Origin of the sequence: Enterovibrio sp. FF113 (assembly GCF_041439165.1) — a bacterium.
In the GTDB taxonomy this organism is placed as follows: Bacteria; Pseudomonadota; Gammaproteobacteria; order Enterobacterales; family Vibrionaceae; genus Enterovibrio; species Enterovibrio norvegicus_A.
Genome location: NZ_JBGONO010000015.1, coordinates 25,098 through 48,808 on the forward strand (window position 1 = coordinate 25,098; position 23,711 = coordinate 48,808).

At 46.0% G+C, this 23,711-nt stretch carries 27 protein-coding genes; 13 read left to right on the forward strand and 14 right to left on the reverse strand.

Annotated elements, in window-relative coordinates; translation table 11 throughout:
* The first annotated feature begins 497 nt into the window (after positions 1 to 497).
* A complete protein-coding gene (gene rluF / locus ACED36_RS13235) occupies positions 498 to 1,724 on the forward strand; it encodes a 23S rRNA pseudouridine(2604) synthase RluF (protein WP_371733413.1) in 1,227 nt (408 codons plus the stop codon).
* Positions 1,725 to 2,027: 303 nt separating this feature from the next.
* Here rluF and ACED36_RS13240 read toward each other — a convergent pair whose 3' ends face one another.
* From ACED36_RS13240 to ACED36_RS13250, 3 genes are all read right to left on the reverse strand, one after another.
* Positions 2,028 to 2,558 (reverse strand): MltR family transcriptional regulator, encoded by a 531-nt coding sequence (locus tag ACED36_RS13240; RefSeq protein WP_016960372.1) that lies wholly within the window; start codon positions 2,556 to 2,558, stop codon positions 2,028 to 2,030.
* Positions 2,559 to 2,634: 76 nt separating this feature from the next.
* Positions 2,635 to 3,783: a mannitol-1-phosphate 5-dehydrogenase gene (locus ACED36_RS13245; RefSeq protein ID WP_017006307.1), complete on the reverse strand. Its 1,149-nt coding sequence runs from the start codon at positions 3,781 to 3,783 to the stop codon at positions 2,635 to 2,637.
* A gap of 95 nt (positions 3,784 to 3,878) precedes the next feature.
* Positions 3,879 to 5,825 carry a PTS mannitol transporter subunit IICBA gene (locus ACED36_RS13250; RefSeq protein WP_017003288.1) on the reverse strand — a complete coding sequence of 649 codons (1,947 nt, stop codon included), beginning with the start codon at positions 5,823 to 5,825 and terminating at the stop codon, positions 3,879 to 3,881.
* A 620-nt stretch (positions 5,826 to 6,445) separates the two neighbouring features.
* On the opposite strand from ACED36_RS13250, the gene ACED36_RS13255 reads away from it, so the two are divergent.
* Both ACED36_RS13255 and ACED36_RS13260 read left to right on the forward strand, forming a co-directional pair.
* Complete coding sequence (locus ACED36_RS13255) at positions 6,446 to 6,709, forward strand: DUF5062 family protein (protein WP_016960375.1); 264 nt, start codon at positions 6,446 to 6,448, stop codon at positions 6,707 to 6,709.
* Between the two features lie 93 nt (positions 6,710 to 6,802).
* Complete coding sequence (locus tag ACED36_RS13260) at positions 6,803 to 7,267, forward strand: DUF3429 domain-containing protein (protein WP_017003289.1); 465 nt, start codon at positions 6,803 to 6,805, stop codon at positions 7,265 to 7,267.
* A gap of 51 nt (positions 7,268 to 7,318) precedes the next feature.
* Here ACED36_RS13260 and ACED36_RS13265 read toward each other — a convergent pair whose 3' ends face one another.
* A complete protein-coding gene (locus ACED36_RS13265; protein WP_016960377.1) occupies positions 7,319 to 7,591 on the reverse strand; it encodes a hypothetical protein in 273 nt (90 codons plus the stop codon).
* Positions 7,592 to 7,780: 189 nt separating this feature from the next.
* Here ACED36_RS13265 and ACED36_RS13270 point away from each other — a divergent pair, with 189 nt between their 5' ends.
* Both ACED36_RS13270 and ACED36_RS13275 read left to right on the forward strand, forming a co-directional pair.
* Positions 7,781 to 9,172 (forward strand): class II fumarate hydratase, encoded by a 1,392-nt coding sequence (locus ACED36_RS13270; protein WP_371733414.1) that lies wholly within the window; start codon positions 7,781 to 7,783, stop codon positions 9,170 to 9,172.
* Positions 9,173 to 9,339: 167 nt separating this feature from the next.
* A complete protein-coding gene (locus tag ACED36_RS13275) occupies positions 9,340 to 9,576 on the forward strand; it encodes an RNA recognition motif family protein (protein ID WP_016960379.1) in 237 nt (78 codons plus the stop codon).
* A 72-nt stretch (positions 9,577 to 9,648) separates the two neighbouring features.
* Here the strand turns inward: ACED36_RS13275 and msrB are convergent, their stop codons facing one another.
* The gene (gene msrB / locus ACED36_RS13280; RefSeq protein ID WP_016960380.1) at positions 9,649 to 10,092 is read right to left on the reverse strand and encodes a peptide-methionine (R)-S-oxide reductase MsrB; all 444 of its coding nucleotides are present in this window, start codon (positions 10,090 to 10,092) and stop codon (positions 9,649 to 9,651) included.
* A 138-nt stretch (positions 10,093 to 10,230) separates the two neighbouring features.
* On the opposite strand from msrB, the gene ACED36_RS13285 reads away from it, so the two are divergent.
* Positions 10,231 to 10,869 (forward strand): hypothetical protein, encoded by a 639-nt coding sequence (locus tag ACED36_RS13285; RefSeq protein ID WP_371733415.1) that lies wholly within the window; start codon positions 10,231 to 10,233, stop codon positions 10,867 to 10,869.
* A gap of 72 nt (positions 10,870 to 10,941) precedes the next feature.
* Here the strand turns inward: ACED36_RS13285 and ACED36_RS13290 are convergent, their stop codons facing one another.
* From ACED36_RS13290 to ACED36_RS13325, 8 genes are all read right to left on the reverse strand, one after another.
* Entirely contained in the window at positions 10,942 to 11,823 is an 882-nt protein-coding gene (locus ACED36_RS13290; RefSeq protein WP_371733416.1) for a lipase secretion chaperone, read from the reverse strand.
* A gap of 111 nt (positions 11,824 to 11,934) precedes the next feature.
* The gene (locus tag ACED36_RS13295; RefSeq protein ID WP_035008534.1) at positions 11,935 to 12,876 is read right to left on the reverse strand and encodes a triacylglycerol lipase; all 942 of its coding nucleotides are present in this window, start codon (positions 12,874 to 12,876) and stop codon (positions 11,935 to 11,937) included.
* A 236-nt stretch (positions 12,877 to 13,112) separates the two neighbouring features.
* Positions 13,113 to 14,177: a succinylglutamate desuccinylase/aspartoacylase family protein gene (locus ACED36_RS13300; protein WP_016960385.1), complete on the reverse strand. Its 1,065-nt coding sequence runs from the start codon at positions 14,175 to 14,177 to the stop codon at positions 13,113 to 13,115.
* Complete coding sequence (gene rimK / locus ACED36_RS13305) at positions 14,161 to 15,069, reverse strand: 30S ribosomal protein S6--L-glutamate ligase (RefSeq protein ID WP_016960386.1); 909 nt, start codon at positions 15,067 to 15,069, stop codon at positions 14,161 to 14,163. Before rimK ends, ACED36_RS13300 begins: the two co-directional genes overlap by 17 nt.
* A gap of 4 nt (positions 15,070 to 15,073) precedes the next feature.
* Entirely contained in the window at positions 15,074 to 15,499 is a 426-nt protein-coding gene (locus ACED36_RS13310) for an ATP-dependent zinc protease (protein WP_198928382.1), read from the reverse strand.
* 646 nt (positions 15,500 to 16,145) lie between these two features.
* Entirely contained in the window at positions 16,146 to 16,637 is a 492-nt protein-coding gene (locus tag ACED36_RS13315; protein WP_017003295.1) for an N-acetyltransferase, read from the reverse strand.
* A gap of 27 nt (positions 16,638 to 16,664) precedes the next feature.
* Complete coding sequence (locus ACED36_RS13320; RefSeq protein ID WP_017003296.1) at positions 16,665 to 17,141, reverse strand: GNAT family N-acetyltransferase; 477 nt, start codon at positions 17,139 to 17,141, stop codon at positions 16,665 to 16,667.
* Between the two features lie 386 nt (positions 17,142 to 17,527).
* Positions 17,528 to 18,388, reverse strand: a complete 861-nt coding sequence (locus ACED36_RS13325) for a DMT family transporter (protein WP_017003297.1) — start codon at positions 18,386 to 18,388, stop codon at positions 17,528 to 17,530.
* A 111-nt stretch (positions 18,389 to 18,499) separates the two neighbouring features.
* Here ACED36_RS13325 and ACED36_RS13330 point away from each other — a divergent pair, with 111 nt between their 5' ends.
* From ACED36_RS13330 to ACED36_RS13360, 7 genes are all read left to right on the forward strand, one after another.
* Positions 18,500 to 18,982, forward strand: a complete 483-nt coding sequence (locus ACED36_RS13330) for a MarR family winged helix-turn-helix transcriptional regulator (RefSeq protein WP_017003298.1) — start codon at positions 18,500 to 18,502, stop codon at positions 18,980 to 18,982.
* A gap of 135 nt (positions 18,983 to 19,117) precedes the next feature.
* On the forward strand, positions 19,118 to 19,381 hold the full coding sequence (locus ACED36_RS13335) for a hypothetical protein (protein ID WP_016960394.1): 264 nt from the start codon (positions 19,118 to 19,120) through the stop codon (positions 19,379 to 19,381).
* A 234-nt stretch (positions 19,382 to 19,615) separates the two neighbouring features.
* The gene (locus ACED36_RS13340) at positions 19,616 to 20,032 is read left to right on the forward strand and encodes a BLUF domain-containing protein (RefSeq protein WP_017003299.1); all 417 of its coding nucleotides are present in this window, start codon (positions 19,616 to 19,618) and stop codon (positions 20,030 to 20,032) included.
* A gap of 347 nt (positions 20,033 to 20,379) precedes the next feature.
* The gene (locus ACED36_RS13345; RefSeq protein ID WP_016960396.1) at positions 20,380 to 20,721 is read left to right on the forward strand and encodes a DUF1428 domain-containing protein; all 342 of its coding nucleotides are present in this window, start codon (positions 20,380 to 20,382) and stop codon (positions 20,719 to 20,721) included.
* A gap of 227 nt (positions 20,722 to 20,948) precedes the next feature.
* Positions 20,949 to 21,428, forward strand: a complete 480-nt coding sequence (locus ACED36_RS13350; protein ID WP_017006312.1) for a cupin domain-containing protein — start codon at positions 20,949 to 20,951, stop codon at positions 21,426 to 21,428.
* Complete coding sequence (locus tag ACED36_RS13355) at positions 21,428 to 22,186, forward strand: SDR family oxidoreductase (RefSeq protein WP_017006313.1); 759 nt, start codon at positions 21,428 to 21,430, stop codon at positions 22,184 to 22,186. Before ACED36_RS13350 ends, ACED36_RS13355 begins: the two co-directional genes overlap by 1 nt.
* 194 nt (positions 22,187 to 22,380) lie before the next feature.
* The gene (locus ACED36_RS13360) at positions 22,381 to 22,782 is read left to right on the forward strand and encodes a hypothetical protein (protein ID WP_017003301.1); all 402 of its coding nucleotides are present in this window, start codon (positions 22,381 to 22,383) and stop codon (positions 22,780 to 22,782) included.
* 45 nt (positions 22,783 to 22,827) lie between these two features.
* Here the strand turns inward: ACED36_RS13360 and ACED36_RS13365 are convergent, their stop codons facing one another.
* Positions 22,828 to 23,709 carry an AraC family transcriptional regulator gene (locus tag ACED36_RS13365; RefSeq protein WP_016960399.1) on the reverse strand — a complete coding sequence of 294 codons (882 nt, stop codon included), beginning with the start codon at positions 23,707 to 23,709 and terminating at the stop codon, positions 22,828 to 22,830.
* Positions 23,710 to 23,711 lie beyond the last annotated feature (2 nt).

A 23,711-nucleotide genomic window follows, 5' to 3' on the forward strand; every position in this document is an offset into this window, starting at 1 on the left:
TTTTCTTCCCTGAAATTTGGCGCGAACGGCTGTTACTTTTCTGTAATGATTTTCAATGCGTTGATTGTTCTTCACGTGTCACGAATGTGTTGCCGAGTATCCTCAAGGCCCTCTGAATCCTGCCTTTGAGGTTACTCGAGAATAGATAAATTATAGAGCACATTATTATCGTGCATCAATATTAAGACGGTTCGTGTCAAATTTTTCTATCTTTGTCTGTTATATTTTATCGTGGTCTATTTGTAACGATTGTTTTGTCACAAAACAAACAACATCTTTCGCGGTTCTGTTGGCTTGGCCTTCGAGATCTGTATGTCGACGTTCAGACAGCTGTTATCAGCATCCATGATAAAAAATGCGCTTCAATCTATCTTGCCAAGTTATGTTTCAAGTACAATGAGCGATTACATCGAGAAAGCCATCGGAAGCCGCGTCAATGCGTGCTCGCAAACCACATGGCTGAACGTGATCAGTACAACTTGAGATAAGAAACGTTTGTGAACACAAGTAGCGGAATACGACTAAATAAATTCATCAGTGATTCTGGTTTTTGCTCGCGTCGCGAAGCAGACAAATTCATTGAGCAGCAAAAAGTCACCATCAACGGCATCGTGCCTGAGCTTGGCACCAAAGTGCTGCCAGGCGACGAAGTAAAGGTGAACAACAAACGCATCGACAAAGTGCCTGAAAGTAAAGAAGACCGCGTTTACATTGCTTATAACAAACCTATTGGTATTACCTGTACCACGGCGAGCAATGTACGTGGAAACATTGTTGACGCGATTCGTCACCCAAAACGTATTTTCCCTATTGGACGTTTGGATAAACCTTCTGAAGGTTTGATTTTTCTGACCAGTGACGGTGATATCGTCAATAAAATTCTGCGTGCGGGCAACAATCACGAGAAAGAATATCTTGTCACGGTTGATCGTCCTATCACGCCAAAATTCCTTGAATTGATGTCAAACGGCATCCCAATTCTGGATACCGTCACCAAACCTTGTGTCGTCGAAAGACAAAGTAAATTTGTTTTCAAGATCATCCTGACCCAAGGCTTGAACCGCCAAATTAGACGCATGTGCGAATACTTGGGGTTTGAAGTTACCAAACTAAAACGTATTCGTATTATGAACGTGCGTTTAGGGACGTTGAAACTGGGCGAGTGGCGCGAGCTAACACCACAAGAGATGGATGACATTAACTCTGCTGTGGCTGACTCTAAGAGTACTTTTGTCCCTGATGAGGCATACGTGAGTAATGAGCCAGGATCGGGTGACGTGAAAAGCGCATCGAGTCATGCCGCTAAGGAAAATCTAAAATCCGGCAAGATTGCTTTTGCGAAGCCAAGAACATCATCAAATGCGCGTTCTGGACGTGGCGATGGCCGTTCTTTCTCGAAAGACGATCATCGTAAAGATAGCTCACGATCGGGCAATGCACGCCGTGGCGATGCTCGACAAGGCGATTCACGCCCAAGTGACTCGCGAAAAGGTGAGTCGCGTAGAGATGACAACCGCCGAGATGACTCTCGCCGAGGTGGCCCTCGTCCAGACAATGCGCGTCCGCAACGTTCCGATAAAGACGGCGCACGTCGAGACGGTTCGCGTAACGACAGTTCACGCAACGATAACTCGCGCAAAGAGGGCTCTCGTAGCGGCGGAGCACCTCGTAACGCACCGAATGGTACGCCTAACAATAGAAAACCGAGAAACCGTCGCCCATAGTTTATGAGCCGCAGGCTTGTGGCTTATGTTTAAGGTCGCGAATCGAGAAAGGGGGTGATGATGTCACTCCCTTTTTTGTTGTTCGGATAAACCTTGAAGCATTCACACCGGAAGTTTGATTGTGTGTATTTTAAGTATTGGCAGTGAATTTGATGATGAAGTTACGTGGATTTTGCCGTTGGTTATTCATGCTTGGATACTGATAGATATCGAGGAGTGATGCAGGAGTTGTGTTGAGAGTGTGCGTCCTTGCATCCTCTCTTTCATAGCAGAAAGTCGATTCGTGAGTACTCATACCACACGCTAGAAAGGACTCTCCTTGTTCAGTTCGTTACAAATTTCAACAATCGCAAGAGAAAGGCCAGAGACTATCATCTGCTGTTGACGTATAAGTTGCATTTGATAGAACTCCAAACCCACATCATCATCAGGCTGCATCACGTCCAGTTTTACCATGCCCATTTTTTCTACCAAGTTAAGTTTCTTGATGGCATTGAGAATGAAAGGGTGCGTAAACGTGTACTCTTCACTGTCGTTGTTCAATTGATTTCGTAGTTTGATGATGTCATTGATGTCTTGATAAATCGCGTCAGGCAATACACCCAAGCCATAGAGCAGCTTAAGACGAACCGCAATATCTCCCAGGGGACCAGTATCATCGAGCAGTGGGCCAACGACAGATTTCACGGCAAAGTCATCTTTGCGGAAAATCCGTTGCACGAGAGAGTCAATCGCATCGGTAAATACCTCCACAGAGGCAATAAAGAACCCTCGCACTGACGGCGCGCTGTTAAGCCTTTCTATAATCTGCGTTTCTTTTATCGGTGCTACCATCTTAGGCTTGGTGTTCTTCCTCTGTAACGGGAGCTTTTGCTCCCGTTTATCGTTCCCATTCAGCGGGAAATTGACTTTAAAGCTGGTGGTAGATTGACTCAATGCTTTGCGCCTCTTTGCTTGTTTCTTCTAGGCCGCAATAGTGTGCAAGCGTTTTGATCACACCGTGTTGTTGTAAATAGGTTTGAAGTTCCACGGCTTGCGGGTCAGTGCTGTTTTCATATTTCAGCGCGGCAGCAATGCCTTTTAATAATGCATCGTTTTCGGTTTCGTATTCCATTGTACCGAGTAACGGCCTGATTAATCTATCATTCGACCCCAATTTTCTGATCGGCTCACGTCCGACACGTCCTACTTCATCAACGAGGAAGGGATTGGCAAAGCGCTCAATAATCTTATCGATGTAAGCATAATGTTTTTCACGATCAAAACGATAGCGTCGAATGAGTACTTCTCCGCTCTCCATCATTGCTTGCGTGACATCGGTTCTGATTATCGGGTCATCGATAGCCTCTCTAATAGTGTTATAGCCATGAAGGCATCCTAAATAAGCTGTAATACAGTGGCCAGTGTTAAGAGTAAAGAGCTTGCGCTCAACATACGCCATGAGATCACTAGTGCGTTCCATGCCTTCAATGGCAGGGATCTCGCCTTTGAATTGCTGATCGTCAACAATCCATTCGCTGAAGCTTTCGACGGTGACTTCAAGTGGGTCGTCGTTCGCCGCATCCATCGGGGGAACGATACGGTCTACGGCAGAATCGACGAACCCAACGTACTCATCAGTTTTCGCTTGTTCATCTTCGTTTAAGTGGCGGTAAACCTCTGCCTTGAGGTGGGTACTACCACGTACCATATTTTCGCAGGCAATAATGTTTAACGGGGATTCATTACCGTCTGAAAATCGCTTTTTAAGGCCCTCGGCAATGGTGCGCGCGATTTTGTCTAATACGTTTGCGCCGACGGCTGTGGTGACCAAATCTGTGGTTGCTATGCGGTCGATCACATCAGCACTCATCGAATTAACCGCTGAAATATGACTGACTGACTCAATGGTACTTTCTGTACCAACCACACGAACATTGTATTGTTGTTTATGGCTCAACTGATCAATCAGTGGCTCGTTGACATCTGCAAAGGTGACAGCCACGTTTGAATCAGCAAGGAGCTTGCCAATAAAGCCGCGACCAATATTGCCAGCACCAAAGTGTACTGCTTTTTTCATGATTATTACCTCACCAACAAAGTCGATCTTTTGTATCAAGATCTTGTTATAAATAAAGAGCCAACAGGTGCTGGCTCCTTTTGGCTTAACTGGGCTTATGCAGCCTCGGTTGCAGAGAGAATCTCCAGGACTTCATTAACATCGTTCGTTGAAGAAAGACGTTCGATAGCATCTGGATCATCCAACGCGTTGGTGATGGCGGTAATAACTTGAATGTGTTCGTCGTTCTTCGCAGCGATACCAATAACCAGCTTCGCTACATCGTCTTCGTCATCGGTAAAGCGCACGCCAGCAGGGTATTGGCAAATTACGATACCCGTTTTCTTGACCTTGTCTTTCGCTTCAATGGTGCCATGTGGAACCGCGATAGACTCGCCAAGGTAGGTTGAAACCAGTTTTTCACGAGCAAACATAGCATCTACGTACTCTGGCTCAACGTAACCCAATTCAACCAAACGTTCTCCTGCAAAGCGAATTGCGTCTTCTTTGTTGTCTGCACGAAGGCCAAGATGCACGTTCTTCTTCTCGAGTTGGAACGCAGGTAGAGGTTGAGGCTGTAGGGTTTCATCGTTAGCGGCAAGTAACGGTTTTTTGATGTACTCGGCATCATTCGCGGCCTTTGGGCCTTGTGCCGCCAACAGTTGTGTCACCAAGTTGTTGTAAATCTCACCATCTAAGAAGTTTTTCAACGAAATGTGGTGAGCGTGCTCAGCATGTTTACGAGCACGATCTGTCAGGTCAGAATGGGTGATCACGATATCAACGTCTGATGGAAGATTGTTAATCGCCACGTTAGTGACACTGATATCAAGGCCTGCGTCTTTCACTTTCTTACGCAGCAATCCAGCACCCATGGCACTCGAACCCATGCCTGCATCACAAGCAACGATGATGTTCTTAACGTCAGCCATGTTTACGTTGCCGCTACTTTTAGCGGCAACTGCACCTTTTGACGTCGCTTTCATGTCTTTCATTTGTGATGTTGCTTTGTTCAGCGCATCTTCGTCACCGTCTTCATCGGTGGTGCGCTGCGCTTTCAGTAGAATTGATGCTACGAAGAATGACACTGCGGTTGAAGCCGTGACTGACAACAGTACGCCCACCAAAGAGCTTTTGGGTGTCATCAACAAAATCGCGAAGATAGAACCCGGTGATGCAGGAGAAACCAAGCCAGCGTTGAACACAGTCAGAATGAAGACGCCGGTCATGCCGCCAGCAATGGCAGCTAGCAGAAGGCGTGGGTTCATCAGTACATATGGGAAGTAGATCTCGTGGATACCACCAAAGATTTGGATGATGGATGCACCGCCTGCTGTTTGTTTTGCCATGCCCTTGCCGAAGAACATGTAAGCCAACAGAATACCGAGACCTGGGCCTGGGTTAGCTTCAATCAAGAAGAAGATCGATTTACCCGTTTCTGCAGCCTGCTGAATACCCAACGGAGAGAAAATACCGTGGTTAATCGCATTGTTTAGGAACAGAATTTTCGCTGGCTCAACAAGGATAGAAGTAAGAGGGAGAAGGTTTGCTTCAACAAGGAAGTTAACCCCTGATGCCAGTACGTCTGAGATGACTTTAACAAATGGGCCAATCAGGAAGAATGCGATGATGGCACACAGCATACCGATGATGCCGGATGAGAAGTTGTTAACCAACATCTCAAAGCCGCTTTTGACTTTACCATCCATTTTCTTATCGAAGGTTTTGATGGCTAGACCACCCATTGGACCTGCGATCATTGCGCCCATGAACATTGGAATGTCGGCGCCAACGATAACGCCCATGGTGGTGACTGCACCCACAACTGCGCCGCGGTCGCCGCCCACTAGCTTACCTCCGGTATAACCGATAAGAAGTGGAAGTAGGTAGGTGATCATAGGACCAACCAGAGCAGCCATTGTTTCGTTAGGCCACCAACCGGTTGGAATGAACAGTGCTGTGATTAGACCCCACGCGATAAACGCGCCAATGTTAGGCATAACCATGTTTGAGAGAAACCGACCAAAATTTTGTACTTTGATCTTCGCATCTGGTGATATCATAAACGTTACCCGTTTGAAGTTTCTTTGAATTGTGTATAGCGGTTCGCCAAAACCGCTGGTTTGTTTGTCGTCAAAATCAAATTACCACACAAACACTCAAAGACACCGATAACGGGTTTTTATTGATCTTTGTCACGTTATCTTCCTCGTGAGTCGCCAAAAAAGTGAGAGCCATCTCGCATTTGCCGTGTAGTTTTATTTCATTTCCCTTTGGATTCAGAAGTCAATATTTTTCTATTGCAATAATGCCGATCTAAGTCTCGTTTATTGATCTTGTGGTTGTGATATTTATTGTGACAAGCATCACTAAATTGACTAATTTACGGGGATGTTAAAAATTTTGAGTGATCTGGATCTCTATTTGTTGATTAATTCGCGTCATTAAAAAATAGAAGTACTTCCCGATACTTGATTCTGTAATTTTTTGACATAGTGTGATTGCTTTGTTTGTCTTCGACCTGATATACCCAAGTTGCTTGAAGATACTTGGGAATATCACTGCATCTAAAAATGTGTCGCCGGATGAGATTTGGTTAATAACCAAGCACTCAGATTGACTCTGTTTGAGTATAGGTATCACTCTGCTATGCTGGCTCGAGAAAATAAACTGGAGTGATGGAATGAAAAAAATTAAACACGAAGCCCAGTTACTGAAAAAAGCGCTGCAAATTGGAGAGCAGTACGCGGCGAAGCGCGGGTTTACGAGCTTTGATGATGGGACGTCCAATAAAATCAAAATTGAATGTATCTACCGTCTATTGGTGGATGACAAAATTATCGTTCCTCTTGCCTCAGATAAGGAAGACGGCCCCAACATGAAGCACAAATTGGTGCTTTGGATTCAAAAACAGCTTCCCGAAGGACACGCACTTCTCGCTGACTAAATACCAAAACAAAGCTCAGACCAAAACAAAGCTTCACCATTTTTCATCTCGCGCAGATTGGCAGTATGCGTAAACAACATGAGAGTCCTGATCATGAAAAAGACAGCACTTATCTATGGCGCAATGGGGTTGATACCCTTTGTTGCTTTCGGCATTTTGTTACCTATCTGGCCAATCGACTGGCAGAGCGCACTCGTTCACACCTTTTTGAGTTACAGCGCAGTTATTTTGGCGTTTCTTTCTGGTGCTGTGTGGGGAATGACAATCAGTGGCGCAAAGCCTGACAAGCCAACGAATGGGTTAACGGTAGGGATTGTATTTTCTTTGGTTGCGGTTGGCGCTTTGTTGATGCCGTATCCTTATTCGCTCTACTTATTGATCGCATCGTTTGTGATTTTGTTTGCGCTGGAAGTGGGGCTGATGTTTAAAGGAATTTATCCATTTTGGTATACCCTCATGCGCGCGGCGTTAACCGCTGTTGTGGTGGTGTGTCATATCTTCTTACTGTATTGGTTAGAAGGGATAGGACTGAGTGGGCTGCCTTCTCAGGCGATATAAACGAAAAGCGCCGAAAGGCGCTTTTTTATTGAATATCTATGTCACCAGCGGTTAATCTTCTAGATCTTCCTGCCATGGCATTTCTGGCAACATTTCAAGATGCTCTTCATAGCGTTTTAAGTTGAATTCGCCGCTACCTTTCGCTACATCGTAGACTTCTACCATCAGCGCACATGCGATGTACTCGATGGCCTCTTCTTGAGAGGAACCTGTCATGCGCAGACGCATCAAGGTTTCTTTTACTTTCTTTGGATTATTGTCGGAGAGTTGATTCTCAACGATTTCAATCAGGTGTTCACTGGTAAGGATGTCGTCGTCATTCATGATTTTTTGCCTTGCGCTTGCGTGGTTATGTTTTTCGCTGAGTATGGTACGGCAAAAGGAAGACTAACCGCTACTGAGACAACGTAATTTTATTTTTACCACCATACTTAAACAGTTATACCCAAACAAATTCTCGCTGAATAAGCATATTGAAACTGCTTGGGTAGAGTCATGACTTGGGAGTATTGGATGAATACGGAAGAAGTACGAGTAGAACATGACAGCATGGGTGATGTGGAAGTGCCCAAAAATATGCTTTATCAAGCTCAGACACAGCGAGCGGTGAATAATTTTACGGTAAGTGGAAGGGAGATGCCTGCACCGTTTATTCGCGCGCTGGCCATGGTGAAGTATTGCGCCGCTAGTGTGAACAGCAGCTTGTCGCTTTTGGATGCCCAGATTGCAGAAGCAATCACGGAAAGCTGTGAAGAAATATCTGCTGGAGAATACCTTAATCATTTTCCTGTCGATGTATTTCAGACAGGTTCAGGCACCAGCTCAAACATGAACATGAATGAAGTGGTTGCGACCTTAGCAACCATTAAATGTGGCATAGACATTAGCCCCAATGACCATGTCAATATGAGCCAAAGCAGCAACGATGTGGTGCCAACAGCGATTCAAATCAGCGCAGTTTTAGAGTGCGAAAATCGATTGCTTCCTGCCCTTGATATTCTGACGAGCACATTGGTCGATAAAGAAGCAGAAGTTGGGCATATCGTCAAAACAGGGCGAACCCATTTGATGGATGCCATGCCAGTCACCTTTGGGCAAGAGTTGGAAGCATGGAGACGACAAATGACTTGTTGTCAGCGTGGTATTACTTTTGCGTTAGAAGAGGTAAGGAAGTTGGCGCAAGGTGGGACAGCGGTAGGAACGGGAATTAACGCACATCCTCAGTTTGCGTCATTGTTTGCCACTGAGATTACTGCGTTCACCGGAACGAGATTTGAGCCTCATTCTCACCCATTCAATGTGATGGGAAGCCAAGATGCCTTAGTGGGTTTGTCTGGCCAATTGCGTAATCTTGCCGTCGCCGTCATGAAAATCAGCAATGACTTAAGATGGATGAACTCTGGTCCTTTGGCTGGGCTCGGTGAGATAGAACTTGAAAGCTTACAGCCCGGTTCTTCGATCATGCCGGGTAAAGTAAATCCCGTTATCCCAGAGTCTAGCGCCATGGTCGCTGCGCAGGTTATGGGCAATGATGTCACTATTGGTATCGCGGGGCAGTCGGGGAATTTTGAGCTTAATGTGATGCTACCGTTAATCGCCGACAATCTACTGGACAGTATTCATTTGATGGCCAACGCACTTAATCTTCTTGCAACAAAAGCTATCGCGACGTTTAAGGTACGTGAAGATCGTGTGGGGGCGGCATTGGAGAAAAACCCAATTCTAGTAACAGCGCTTAACCCTGTCATTGGATATTTGAAAGCGGCGGATATTGCAAAAAAGGCTTACAACGAAAATCGGGCAATCATAGCGGTCGCGCTTGAAGAAACGGATTTGACACGAGAGCAGCTCGACGCGCTGTTAGATCCAGCCGCGTTAACGCGCGGAGGAATTGCGGACAAATAATATACAGTAGGTGATGGGGGCGTTGGTTATAGAGCGTGAAATGGCAAGAAGGTATTGGCAACATCGTTACAAACGGCAACTATCGATGAATGCGCAGATTCTTTTCTTGGTTTGCCCTCGTTTACCTGAGACAATTCATTCGTATTTTTTATATCAGACGGCTTAATATGAAACTTCTAGTTCGCAACCTTGCGCGCACCACGACAGAGCACGAACTGCGTGTTCTTTTTTCAGCACATGGCTCAGTGGGTGAATGCACGCTCGTTTTAGACCAAGAAACAGGTCTTTCAAAAGGCTTTGCGTTTGTTGAAATGCCAAATGACGATGAAGCAAAAGCAGCGATTGCAAGCCTGAATCAAAGTGATGTTGCCAGCAGCAAGATCCGCGTTAAGAAAGCTGATTAGTTAATTCAGTCTTTCTGAACAATAAAAAGCCAGCCTGATATGGGCTGGCTTTTTACGTTTTACGCGTCGCTGCTACTCTTCTTTGCTTAACGAAACAGCATTAATGCAGTAACGCAGTTTGGTTGGCGGCGGCCCATCAGGGAAGACATGCCCAAGGTGCGCGTCGCACACGTTGCATGTCACTTCAATGCGAGTCATGCCATGGGAAATGTCCATGGTGTACGCCACGACATTGTCCTCGACAGGGGCAGTAAAAGACGGCCATCCTGAGCCCGAATCAAACTTTTCCTGAGCATCAAAAAGGCGTGTATTGCAGCAGGCACAAGCATAAATTCCGGGGTGAAAAATACCGCACATTTCAGAGCTAAAGGGGCGTTCGGTGCCATGTTTACGCGTGACATAGAATTGCTCTTCACTCAGCTCGGCCTGCCATTCCACCTCCGATTTTTCAACCCGACGCGGAGGGATAGGGTTACCGTGTTTCGCGGTGGTTAATACAGACTCCCAGTTAAGCATAGTGTCACCTTCTTATATGTTGTCATTGGAACGCGCGTCATAAAAACGCGCTGTGGATGAGAAGACCGCATGGGGTGTCGATTACTTTCACGGCACAAGAGCGCAGCTGAACATCATGATGTGTACTATGGTTGAACCATGATGTGTCACCAACTTCACTTCGCCCATCTTTCTATTCGCTTGGGCTATGGACAGTCAGCATTGCGTGCAATGCTCATTTTTCTGATCCTGACTATCACAGGTTGTTCTTCTTCTAACCCTATGACAGATACGCTCACAGATATCTCTCAGATCAAAGATGATGAAGTATTAGTGGTGGGTCGGCTGACAGTATTGCCTGCTGTGGTTGGCGCATCTTTAAAACAAGAAACTGACACCTTTGAGCCGTTTATAAGGGAAAGAGTGCTGATTTGGATTCGCGCAGACAACGTTTCTGCCAATTCACTTGGGCTACTAACAGATTGGGGCCAGCCGTTTTATTTCGCGATTCCGAAACGAACCCAACTACTCACAGGGCTAGAGCGTGCAATCGATGATGATGGCGACCTTGTCTATGCCATGTTGGTGCTTCCGGAGCCACTCAAATTTTTGGTACGTGTTGACGACAACGTGGTGTACATAGGCAACCTGCGGTTATACACCGATGAGTTTGATGAGATTGTTGCTGTTGAAGTCGTGGATGAATCTCAATCTGCTATTCATGACATCCGTCAGCGGTTCGGGGAGCAGGTTCGGTTTCGCGTCTCCTTGCTCGCGCCTTCGCAACATTTTCACTAGATTCACGTCAGAACTGCACCACATCGACTGTGGATAATTGACCAGCGTATAACTGAGTATCACAGTCTGAAACTAGATGGAATTAGAGGCATTGTTCTCTTCGCTATCGAGCGTTTGCAACGCTTTTACACGACGCTGGTCTTCGGGTGAAAAGTGCGTGTTTATTAAGGCAGTTAACGCGCTGTCTCGTTCAGCGTCAGAGCCAAATTCTTGATCTAGCATGTCACCGCGCTCGGTCAGATAACGTTGGAAGGTTTGGTGAAAGGCCGTTTCTTGCACATCGAGTTCATGAAGACGTTGTGCGGCATCGTCACCAACCAACGCGCGGATTTTATCAATGTTCATCACTCCATCTTGCTGAGAGAGGGTGTTTAAGTTGCTAATCAATGCGGCGTTCTGGTAACTCTCTTTCATATCCGGCGGTAATTGGTCGAGTTCAGATTGCCATTGCGCTTGGTAGCTCTCCTCATCAAGGCCCATTAGCTCAAGCTCAAGGCGTTTGATTGCCATTTCACTCGTTAAGTTTTGTTCGTAAAACAGGCGCTTTTGTTCTTCTTCGCTGAAATGCAGTGATTGAATAGATAGGCTCTGATAATGAACATGGAGCAAGTACTCTATACCTGATAATGATGTTGGTGCGGCGATCAGCGACAGCGATTGACGATACGCCTGATACTTATCGAACAATGCTTTTTGGCGTTCTCCGAAACTCATTGTTTCCGAAAAATGGCTATAGGCATCGTTCACTTGTACCAAGTCTTGTTCACCTAAGGTCGAGAGAAAATACTCAAACGTATCACGATCTGATGAGATGTCGACGTCAGTTCCAAGATGAGAGCGTATCTGCGCTTGGTCTTCATTTTCATCGTTTGCGTACAGGTAGACAAATGCAGCAAATACTAATCCCACCACAATGAGAAAGATGATTTTGTAAGACGTATATGTAATGCGCATTTGGGACTCCTTGTCATCCTAGATGTCAGCGTATGCTTCTGTGATCGTTTGTATTAGCAGGATGAGAACACTGATTTCTAAGTGTGTAGACGTCGACATTATTGTCTATGGTTACAAGCCTTGTCGCTTCAACCTGTTGGCGTGCTGGCGATAGACAGTCACAGGATCCGTTTCAAATAAGTGGTGAAGTCCGAAGAACTGGTTCACTTCATCAAGATGATTCATGCGATAGTTGCTTCGAATCACACGCCCTAAATGTGTTGCGCAGCGTCCTACAAGCCCATCGTTGGGTTCTGAAAAGAACAGCCCTGTGACGAATAGAACAGGGTCGGTGATATCGAAGATGTTGGTCGCAGTGCTCGTGCCTGACCAAGAGTAATAGTAAACACCATTTGATTCGCGGTAACGCCCTTCACCGCAGCGAGACGTAGGTATGCCTTCTGGGTATTTGGCATTGAATGCCAACGAGCCTTTGGTCGTCAAAGAATTCAGTGAAGCGAGTGGGTCTTGAGGTAAGTGACTGCCGCCCGATAAAACACTAATTAATCCAGACAATGCTTTGGCCGCGCCGACTGCAACTGCTTCCCCTGAAGAGCCTGGTGAGAAGGTTTTTCGTACGACATCAGCAAATTCTGATCCTTTATTCACGCCGCCAACACTGGTGACTGAAGCCACATATCGTGGTGCAACGGAAGCGACATATCGTGCTGTTGGACTACCGTGGCTGTGTCCGATTAGGTTGACCTTTTTTGCCCCTGTGACCGCAAGTACCCAGCGAACTTGCTGCAATAACTGCTCGCCGCGTTTTTCTGAGCTGTTCGTTGCTGAAACCTGTGCGACAAAGACTTTTGCGCCGCTGCGGGTTAACGCTTGTGGGATGGCATGGAAATAGTCAACGCCCGCTATCCGGTCGAAGCCAAACAGGCCATGAACAAGCACGATGGGGTATTTGGTTTGGGTATAGCCTGTGGCAGAAACCCCGCTCGTTGTTGATCCCGCAAACACGGAAAACGAGGCGGTGGCGAGTAGCAATGACAATATGAATCCTTTCACAATAATTACCTCTGGTCAGTCCTCTGATGTCGATTACATATTAACCATCGGTTAACCCTGCCAACTGTCTCAATAATAAGATGTTGACGAATTGTTAAATTCACTTGAGTGGAAATTGAGGAAAGATACGGGGTACAGAGTGGCGGGAATATAGATAAAAAGAACAAAAAAGAGTTGCAGATAGACTGCAACTCTATACAGATAAACGAAATGTCAGTAGCTACTTCGTCTGTGGCTTACTGAACGCCGATGCCGAACTTAATTTCATTGCTTGCATCATCAGTCACTTCATCCAAGTAGTTCTCTACCTGCTGCTCAACCATACGGTCTGGTTCTTCGAAGTAAGCAATGTGGAAGATTGCATCACCTTCATTGACCAGTGGTAGTGTTTGCTGACCGATAATAATGCCACCCAGTGGTGCAATTGTTTGTACTTCTTCGCTACCGACTGGGCTGCTGATTGATGCTAGCAACTGACCTTTACTGACACGCTGACCAAGAGACACGTGTGAGCGCAAAATGCCGTCTGACTCTGCACGAAGCCAACGCGTCGCGCGAGCAATAACAGGTTCAACTTTCGACTTGCGTGCACTCTTGCGGATCATCCCCAGGTGCTGCATCACGCGCTTAACGCCATTCACACCCGCAGTAATCGCATACGGTTCGAAACGTAGCGCTTCACCTGCTTCGTAGGTGATGACAGGAATGCCAATTTTCTCGGCTTCAGAACGCAAAGAACCTTCACGAAGCGCAGCATCGATAACCACAGGGGTGCCGAAAGCGATCGCCATTTCGTTGGTTTCTTCGTTGGACAAATTCGCACGGATTTGTGGCAAATTGGTACGGTAAATAGCCGCGGTATGCAGGTCCATAATATGGGTGCATCGGCGTACGATCTGTTCAAAGATCTGATATGCCATGCGTCCTGCAATCGAACCACGTTCTGAGCCTGGGAAACAGCGGTTGAGATCTCGGCGATCAGGGAGGTAACGTGATTTGTGAATAAAGCCGAAAACGTTAACGACAGGGATCGCAATAAGCGTGCCTTTCAGCGTCGCTGGATTAATGCGCTCTAGCGTCTGACGGACGACTTCAACACCATTCAATTCGTCGCCATGAATGGCGGCGTTAATCATTAGAACAGGGCCGGGCTTCTTTCCATGAATAACTTCCGCTGTCACTGACAGCGGCGAGTGTGTGTAAAGCTTGGCAACTTCAAATTCAACGCTAGCGCGTTCACCTGGCGGGATGGTGATCCCGCCAATTTCAAATGCGTTATTTTTATTATTGGCTTTTGACACGTGTCCTTGTCCTCGGAGCAGAGACTATTTTCTCTATATGTTCTATGACCAAAGAAGCTACGTCTTTTCCGGTAGCTGTTTCGATCCCTTCTAAACCTGGTGATGAGTTAACTTCCATTACCAGAGGTCCGCGCTCAGAGCGCAGCAAATCTACACCCGCAACGTGAAGGCCCATTGCCTTTGCCGCTGCAACTGCAGTTTTACGTTCTGTTGGCGTGATGCGTATCAGTGATGCGCTGCCGCCACGGTGGAGGTTAGAACGGAATTCGCCAGGCAGAGCTTGTCGCTTCATGGCTGCAATGACTTTGTCGCCAATCACGAAGCAGCGAATGTCCGCACCGCCCGCTTCCTTGATGTATTCCTGAACCATGATATTGGCTTTCAAGCCCATGAAAGCTTCGATAACGCTTTCTGCTGCTTTGCGTGTTTCTGCCAATACCACACCAATACCTTGCGTGCCTTCCAAAAGCTTGATCACAACTGGCGTGCCGCCAACCATGCTCAGAAGGTCTTTAATGTCACCCGGCTTGCTTGCAAACCCAGTGATCGGCATACCGATGTTCTTACGCGACAACAACTGGAGTGAACGCAGTTTATCGCGCGAACGTGAAATGGCCACGGAATCGTTAACGGTGTATATGCCCATCATTTCAAACTGACGTAATACAGCGCAGCCATAGAAAGTCACAGACGCACCGATGCGTGGAATGACAGCATCAAACCCGACCAAGTCTTCACCCTTCAGGTGAATTGATGGCTGGGTTGAGTTGATGTTCATGTAGCAACGCAAAGCATCAATGATTTTGTATTCGTGCCCACGTGCTTCACACGCTTCGATCAGGCGGCGAGTGGAGTATAGATTTTCGTTGCGAGATAGAATTCCAATTTTCATAAACTTAACCTTGTGGCGCTTCAACGATAAATGATGCTTCTGAATCAACCAGCAAGCGGCCTTCCATTGCGGTGCGTCCCAATAACATTCTAAATATCATGCTATCGCGTGCAGTCAATGTCATCTCAATCAGATAGCTCAAGTTTCCAATAATTAGCTGCGTTTCGATCACATAGCGGAGTGTCTCATGGCCGCCGGAGTCACGCACTGTTCGCATGTCTTTGACTTTTGCATGGCACTCTTCTTGAGTGATGTTGTCGTCTTGGATAGGATGAATCATAAACTTCACCCATTTTTCGCCATCTTTTTCGTATTCTTCGATGCCAAACGTATGCAGGCAAGACGTTCGCGCGCCGGTATCCACTTTTGCTTTAATTGCAGAGATGTTTAGCTCAGGCAGGCTCACCCATTCGCGCCAACCAACCAACATTTTTGAATCTGCCAATGTTTGGTTTGAGTTCTCGACGTGTGTTGGTCGAGTGGTGTTGTTGTTAGTCATCTCTGTCAATGCCCCGGATAAAAAATGTCGGAAAGATGGAGTGAGCGCGTCAGTCGTTGACACTACTCAAGTAAACGATAGTTGCTTTGCGAATATATTCCGCTCACATTTATAAGAACTGATTGAATAATCAACACTATCGTTACAGCTCCGGCGGCACAATTATCGCATCCACATTGACAGCACCGCACTAAGGAGGGCGCAACTTACAGCTTTGCTCTATAAGCGACAAGTCAATTTTTCATTTGTCACGATAAATTATATTCATCAAGGCTTGCGGCCTATCCTTTACGCGCTAAGCGTTGTGAGTCTTTGCGCTGCATTGCTACATTTGGCGAGAATTGTTTATCGTAAAAGAGATAGGAGATTGTCGTCATGCCTGACTAACTTCTAGATATAGGATTCAGATTCGCACATCTCGTGCAATGTGAGGAGAAAAGTCTAAGGATTGTGGCCCCTTTGAGGGGCTTTGACAACAATGCCTCTCTGAACAAACACCTTTAAGTCAGTTGAGTTCGTCGTGGGTGCTTGATGGTGTAACAGCATCGTTTAACGATAAGAGAAGGGCGATAACGTATTACGAGTACGCATAATGTATGGTTCTGCTAAAAGCCGACCTATTGTGCCACTCGCAAAGTATATCGACTAAGCCTTCTTCATTATCGTGTTGGCCGATTTCACGTTCGATAAAGCCATGTTTCTCCCAAAAGTAGCGAGCACCTTTATTGACTTCGAATGTATACAGCCGCAGATCCCCGCTGGCGGTTTCTTTAATTAAGTGAACTAAAGAAGAACCAATCCCTTGCCGCTGTGAACCTGGCGCAACATAGAGTTGAGTAATAAACGCTTCTTCTGCAGCAATCATGCCTAGCACGCGTCCGGTTCTGCGTTCAATGGCTAGATAAATCCGGTTCGTTGCCGCGAGAATTCGGTTTAAATAATAGCGATGTGCTTCTAGATTGTGTGCTTCAGGTTTTCCTATGGCTTTTTCTTTACTTGCTCGCCACATCATGATGGTTTGCTCGGTGTAACGCGGGTGGTAGTCAACAATTTCAATTCTATGGTTCATAGGCTCTTCTAAATCTATAACACTGGATTAGAGGGCTGGACTGAACTGCTGCAAAGCACGTGTGAAAAAAGCGCTATTAGGATCTTCGACGTATTCAGCAAACGGTGAGCAGTTTTCAAAACCAAAACGTTGATAAAGTCTCCGTGCGGGTTCAAATTCTGTTTCAGTGCCCGTTTCTAAACTTAGACGTGAGTATTGGCGTCTGCGTGACTCTTGAAGAATATGTGCGAGGAGGTTCGCAGCAACGCCACGACGAAGAAAGTTCTCTGATGTACGCATTGATTTGATTTCGCCATGTGAGGGGCTAATTTGCTTTAGCGCTCCGCAACCTGCCAACTCACCATCGACCCACGCACTCCAGAGCGTGACATCTGGGCTTTTCAGTCCATTCAAATCAAGTGCATGAACACTCTCTGCAGGGCTAATTTCGTGCATGCGATTGAGGTGCTGTTGGAGGAGTGCCTGAATTTCGTTACCACTGAGATCGTCTATGCGTATTTCCATGATCGCTTCCTCCATTAAGTAAAATCATCCTGCATTTAGCACTGTGTTTGGGCGCTGTTCAAGTTTGTGTTTTTGGAAGTAACCGAAGGTCATGCGCTATGTATGATTTATATCAGGCTGCATACGAAGGGAATGTTGATGTTATTCACTGATCTGTTATCTATCGATGGGGGATTGATTCAAGTTAAGGGAGGAGCGTTATGCATCAACATGAACTCAAATCCTCGACTTAGATCAAGTTTCTTTGGTGATGGAGTGCATCAGTGTTGCCATTATGTGTCGTCTGCTCATTAAACGAGAGCAAGAAAGGCCTTTCAAAGCCTCCTTATCCATACCTTTATTAAGTCGACATTGATTGAATAACGACGCATCGCAGTAAGCGTTTGTCACAACCCTTTGAGCGAAGCCTTTCTGACTGCTTTTTGCTTCATTCTTACCATCAGCAATAAACTCAACATTACGATTGAGATACCTAACCATTGATAGGGCCCTAAGACTTCGCCGACAAGGAAAATGCCAAGAGTCACTGCGGCTACAGGGTTGAGCATACTGATCATCGCCATTGAATCGGCACCAATCTTTTTGATTGAACGTGAAAATGCCCAATATGCGAAAGAGCTGTTTAGCAAACTTACCCAAAGCAAACCGGGCAGTTCATGCAGAGTCAGTGCTTTTGGCATGCCTTCGACCAAAAAGGCGATTGGCACCAACATCAATCCACCCAGCGTCAATTGCCACGCAGTGAGGCGAAAAATGTCAGTCACTGGCCAGTTTTTTAACCACAATGATGAACGTGCCACGAGTGCCGTCGCTGTCAATGCGGCTGCTGCGCCGATTGGGTCGATATCTGCACTGGGATTAAGGATAAGCACAACACCACCTAACCCAACTAAAGCCAGTACCAGCATTTTAAATTCTGGTTTTTTTCCTTCGACTAGCCACTGAACCAACATCAGTTGTAAAGGAAGTGTCGCGCCTAAGGTACCCGCGACGGAGCCAGGTAGGCGATACGCTGCGATAAAAAGGAGAGGAAAGAAAGCCGCAATGTTGAACACACTAAGCAGTGTCATTTTGCTCCAAGGCAAAGGGGGCCGACCGGGTTTTAGTATTAACAGCAAAAGGCCTGCGGGTAGTGCACGCCATACTGCCACCCAAAATGGCGATAAATCTGATAAGAAGAGACTCACCGCAGCGTAGGTGCTGCCCCACAGAATGGGAACAAGTGCTGCGAGTAAATAATTTGGCACGGTGAGCTCCTCATTGATATTTCGCTAAAAAGTATCTTTTGTAAAAGATAAAGTATTCGCTTTCGTGTTTTCGATCAAGTATCTTTTACAAAAGATACTTTTGGAGGCGTAATGAAAACGGATCACGTTGATACAATTTTGGCCCAGTGGAAGGCGCAAAGGCCGGATTTGGACTGTTCTCCTATGGGGGTCATTGGGCGCGTAGGTCGTGCGAAACAGTTAATGACCATTCGGGTTGATGGGGTGTTTAAGCAATTTGATCTGAGCAATATTGAATTTGATATTCTCGCCTCGTTACGTCGAGCGGGTGAAGCGGTCACCCCGACAGAACTTTATCAGACGTTGATGCTGTCATCTGGTGCGATGAGCACTCGCGTTGATGGGTTGGTGAAGCGTGGATTAGTTGAACGACAAGCAAGCGAAATAGACAGAAGAAGCTGCCTCGTGACGCTGACAACGGAAGGTTTGGTATTAATCGACAAAGTGGTGGAAGCGCATGTCGACAATGAACGAGAAATGCTGTCTTCGCTCGATGACAATGAACAAGCACAACTCGCAGCTTTGTTGAAAAAATGGCTAATGGCAAACGAATAACGGAGAGCTATCGGCCTTCAAGCCAGGTACGCGACAAAAATGGGAACACCGATAGTCTCACTTATAGTTCCAATATTTAGGATTTGTTGCGTCATAGTGGCTGTTCTGCATGCTTTGAATATGAGGTAAAACGCCATGGAATTGATCCCAGTCAGTGAATTGGTAAAGATGGATCTCCAATGGTTGCGTGGTGACGATGCACGCTTTAAAAGTGTGCTAAAAAGCCTCAAAAGCGGTGACAGTATAAAAGAGGCGATTCAACTGATTCGGTGTGCATGTGGAAAAACCTACATTCTTCAGGATGGTGGTCACCGTATCTCGGCGGCGTTTAAGCTGTTCCAGGATACAGGGCAAGATCTGCCTATTCCTGTGTCCATATTTCAATCGAATATTCCCTGAAACGTCTCACTAATATTTCATCTCTCCTTACTTTCTCTGCCCTTCTACTGTTCTACTCAGTGACGTGCCTAACGCCCAAAAATTCTCGCTGAACAAGCATCTTGAGGTTATTTGGCTATGCGTAATCTCGTTGCATAAGTGTGTTTATGTTTATCGTGTATAAACGACTATATTTATTAGACAACTAGAGTAAATGTCGCTAACAGCGTGAAATTGTGCGTTTTCGGGGTATGAATGTTTCGGTTAATCTATGCGAGTGCTGCCACCATTGAGTTTAGTGAATCAAAGCTAATGCAGCTTCTAGGTAAAGCACGTACACACAACGCAGGAAACAACATCAGTGGGTTGCTACTTTATGCAAAAGGAAATTTCTTTCAGATCTTAGAGGGTGAGCAGCAAGCTGTTGAAAGGCTTTATTGTCAAATTCAGCAAGATGATCGTCATACCAGCGTAGTGGTGCTTGAGCGCAGTGAGATCACCAAACGTGTATTTCCAGATTGGTCCATGGGATTTAAAAATTTGGAGCATTTTGATAAGCAAGAACTGCGTGGGTACAACGATTTTCTCGATCGTAAACTGTCTGCGAAAGAGTTTGGCGAGATGGGCTCGGATATTATTTACATGATTGAGCAATTCAAAAGTGTTTGGTGACCGGGTGATGTTCTCTCTCGTTCTATATCTCTTCTTTTAGTCACGTTATTTCCTCATGCTTTTCTTTCGCAAAATGTTCTTCCGCAAAATCAATAACACATAAGAAACTTTATGCATTTCTCGATGATGAGTCAGCAACGGGGAGTGCAACAAGATTAATATTAAATCTCAAACTCGCTTCTTTTTATCCATGCTGCATACGTCAAAAAATGCGTAGGCATAGGTTGAAAAAAGGCTAAAAAACCTTAAAAAGTTTTAACCAAAAAGCAACAAAGTCAGTGGCTTGATCATAACGCCGCATTTCGGGTTCCGATATCAGTAATCGCGAACGGCTGAGGAAATAGATCATGCTATATGTTGATGGCTTAGTTACCGCCTTACCCGTAACAAACAAAGAAACTTATCGACGCCTTGTGACTGACGCTATCCCGTTGATGCGTGCCTATGGTGCGATCAATGTAGTGCATTGCAGTGACCAAAACTCTGATGACTACCCTTCACAAAGTAGCAATCACAACGCCAAATCCGTCGTCCTGTTTTCGTGGATTATCTGGCCGTCACGACAAGTGCGTGATCAGGGTATGGAAAAAATGCTCTCCGATCCGCGCTTTGATGAAGTGATGAATCCGATTGCACTCGACGGTGAACGAATAGATTTGGATGCATCATTCAGTCCTAAACTTCACTGATACATACCCAAACCCATTGTCACTGAACAAGTGTCTTTAGGCTACTTGGGTATATGTCTAGACCCTTCTCGCGCTTTCAATAACTTGCGCTCATTCTTCGCGTCCTGTTTTGCTTGTCAGCTAATGAAGTGATACTCCTTTATGATTGAATAAACTCAGGCAACTTGTGCTGCCAGTGGACGGTATGTTAAGTCAATATCGTTGGCTAAAGGAAAAGGACGACGACTATGAGCGAATACATCATCAAAAAACAAGCCATTGAAGAAATGGAAGGGGTGACCAAAACCCACTTTTTGAATGCCAATGCGGTTAGAAAGAGCAAATCATTGGGTGATCTCGTTGGCCTGACAGGATTGGGTTTTCATATCATTGAGATTGAGCCGGGCCATGAGTCAACCCAATACCATGTTCACTATTTTGAAGATGAATGTGTCTATGTGCTGGCAGGTAATGCGGAAGTTACTATTGATGAAGAGGTATTCCCTGTCTCACAGGGCGATTTTATTGGTTATCCCGCGGGAGGGTTACCACATACCATGATCAATACCGGAGAGAGCACACTGCGATGTATTGTTGTAGGGCAGCGTCTTGCACATGATGAAGCGGATTATCCACGCTTAAACAAGCGCATCTTCCGCAATCAAGGACGTCCTTGGCAAGTCGTTGACATAGAAGATATTGATTTCCCCAATGCTGGTAAGAAGTGATGGGACAAAAGCATCAAGAAATTGCCCTCGTGACTGGGGCAAGTCGAGGCATTGGCGCGGCGACAGCGAAGCGTCTTGCTGAACAAGGCTTTGTGGTTTGTGTGAATTACCATTCAAGAAAGGATGCAGCCGATGCTGTGGTTTCGTCCATTAAAGCCACGGGGGGCCATGCTTTTGCAGTTCAAGCAGACATATCGCAGGAAGAGGAGGTGATGGCACTGTTTGCTTGTATCGATACATTCGGTATACCGCTAACTCGATTGGTTAACAATGCGGGTATTTTGTTTACTCAAAGTAAGCTGGTGGACATGAATGCCGACCGCATTAACAAGGTATTGCTCGCCAATGTAACGGGGAGCTTTCTCTGTGCTCGCGAAGCCATCAAACGTATGGCGATATCATCCGGTGGCAAAGGTGGTGCGATAGTTAATGTGTCTTCTGGGGCCTCCCGCACGGGTTCGCCAAACGAGTACGTCGATTATGCCGCCAGTAAAGGTGCGGTGGATACATTGACTATTGGGCTGTCAAAGGAAGTGGCGGAAGAAGGTATTCGTGTTAACGGTGTGAGGCCGGGTCTAATCCATACTGATATTCATGCTGATGGCGGAGAGCCTGACCGTATTGCTCGCCTTACCCCGCGTATTCCTTTGCAGCGTGGTGGTAGCCCAGAAGAAGTTGCTGCTGCAATCTGCTTTTTATTGTCCAATGACGCGTCTTTCTCCACGGGTACCATTATTGATGTGACGGGAGGTGTCTAACACGCCCCGTTTGAACGTAAACGCCACTGGGTATCTTTGACAATATGGCACGTGTGGTGCGTTGACACGTTGGACTCTAAGTCATCGGGTATAGGTTTCGTTACACTATCCTGCTTCAAAAAATGGAATGCGGTATCAACAATCACTCCTATCTATGAAATAATCTTCAACCTAATAACAGGTTGATAAGTTTGATGTTGTTACTTATGCGCTCTTCCTTTTATGTCTCTGCTTTTTTTCTGTTCTTATTGTTTGTGCCGTCGGTGTTTTGCGCTGAAATTACAAACGGATCTGAGGCGGCTAGAGGCAAGCCTCTTTATGATCGGCAACAAGTGAACACGAGTGAATCTGTTTGCAGCAGTCACTTACGCACGATGCTTTTACAACAACAGATTACGTTCAGTGATAGTCAGAATTCAATGGAAATTCGACGATTCGCTGAGGAAAGCATTGATGTGGCGCGCGCTGTATTTGAGGAAAAACAGAGCTACTGCGCCGCCAGTTTGGCGCTGATCCAGTTTTTGGAAATCGATGCCCTTGAAAAGGCGTATGCACCAAAAACCGGTCAGATTCAAAGTTTTGATCATCGTCCTTGATACGCGACTAAGCCGTCTTTTTATTGGTCTTAGTGTCGAATCGGTCTAGAGATTTCGACTTGGAGATAGGTGTTTCTTGCGGTAAGCCAGCGGGCTTATCCCGTTAATACGACGAAATTGTCGACTGAAGTTCGCGAGATTGTGGAAACCGACCGTTTGGCTGATGTCGGCAATGGTGTTATTGGTATCACTCAGAAGCACACAGGCGCGTTGGATTCTGACGCGGTTGACGAAGTCAGTAAATCGATGTCCTGAGGATTGATGAAAGAAACGAGAGAAGTATGATTCTGTCATGCCCAATTTATCAGCAAGCGTTTTTAATCGAAGCGGATGCTGATAGTTTTGCATCACGTAGTCCACCACTTCATTGATTCGTGTTTGCAAGGTACCTGCATCTTTCACTTCTGATGCTGGCATATTCGAAAGCAAGCGCGTATTTCGATGGCTGAGATAATCAATAAACGAAAGAAAGTTCACCAAGCGTGTCACGCCTTCACTTTGTTTTACTTTAGTAAAATACTCCACGGCCGTATCAAAAGGGACATTTAAAAACTCAATCCCCATTTTAGCTTGCTCAAGTAATGGACCAAATTGGACGAGTTCAGGAAATGACTTTGCAGCGGTATAGAAAAGATCAGGTTTAAACAGGATCACCATGTCACGCAGTTCGTGCGTTTCCCCTGGCGCTAACTGGCTTTCCCAGTTATGAGGCAACCACGGCCCTACCAAGGTAAGTTGGCCTGGTGAGAAAGGACCCAAGTGGTTACCTATCATGGCCTTGCCATTGGTTTTTACGATGAGATGCAGTTCATATTGTTCGTGCACATGCCAGTGAATGCTGTGGTGCGGCACACCATGTTCTTTATAGAACACGGACTTATCTTCTATCTGTATAAATTCCCAAACCGGATCTTGAGCAACTGACATTA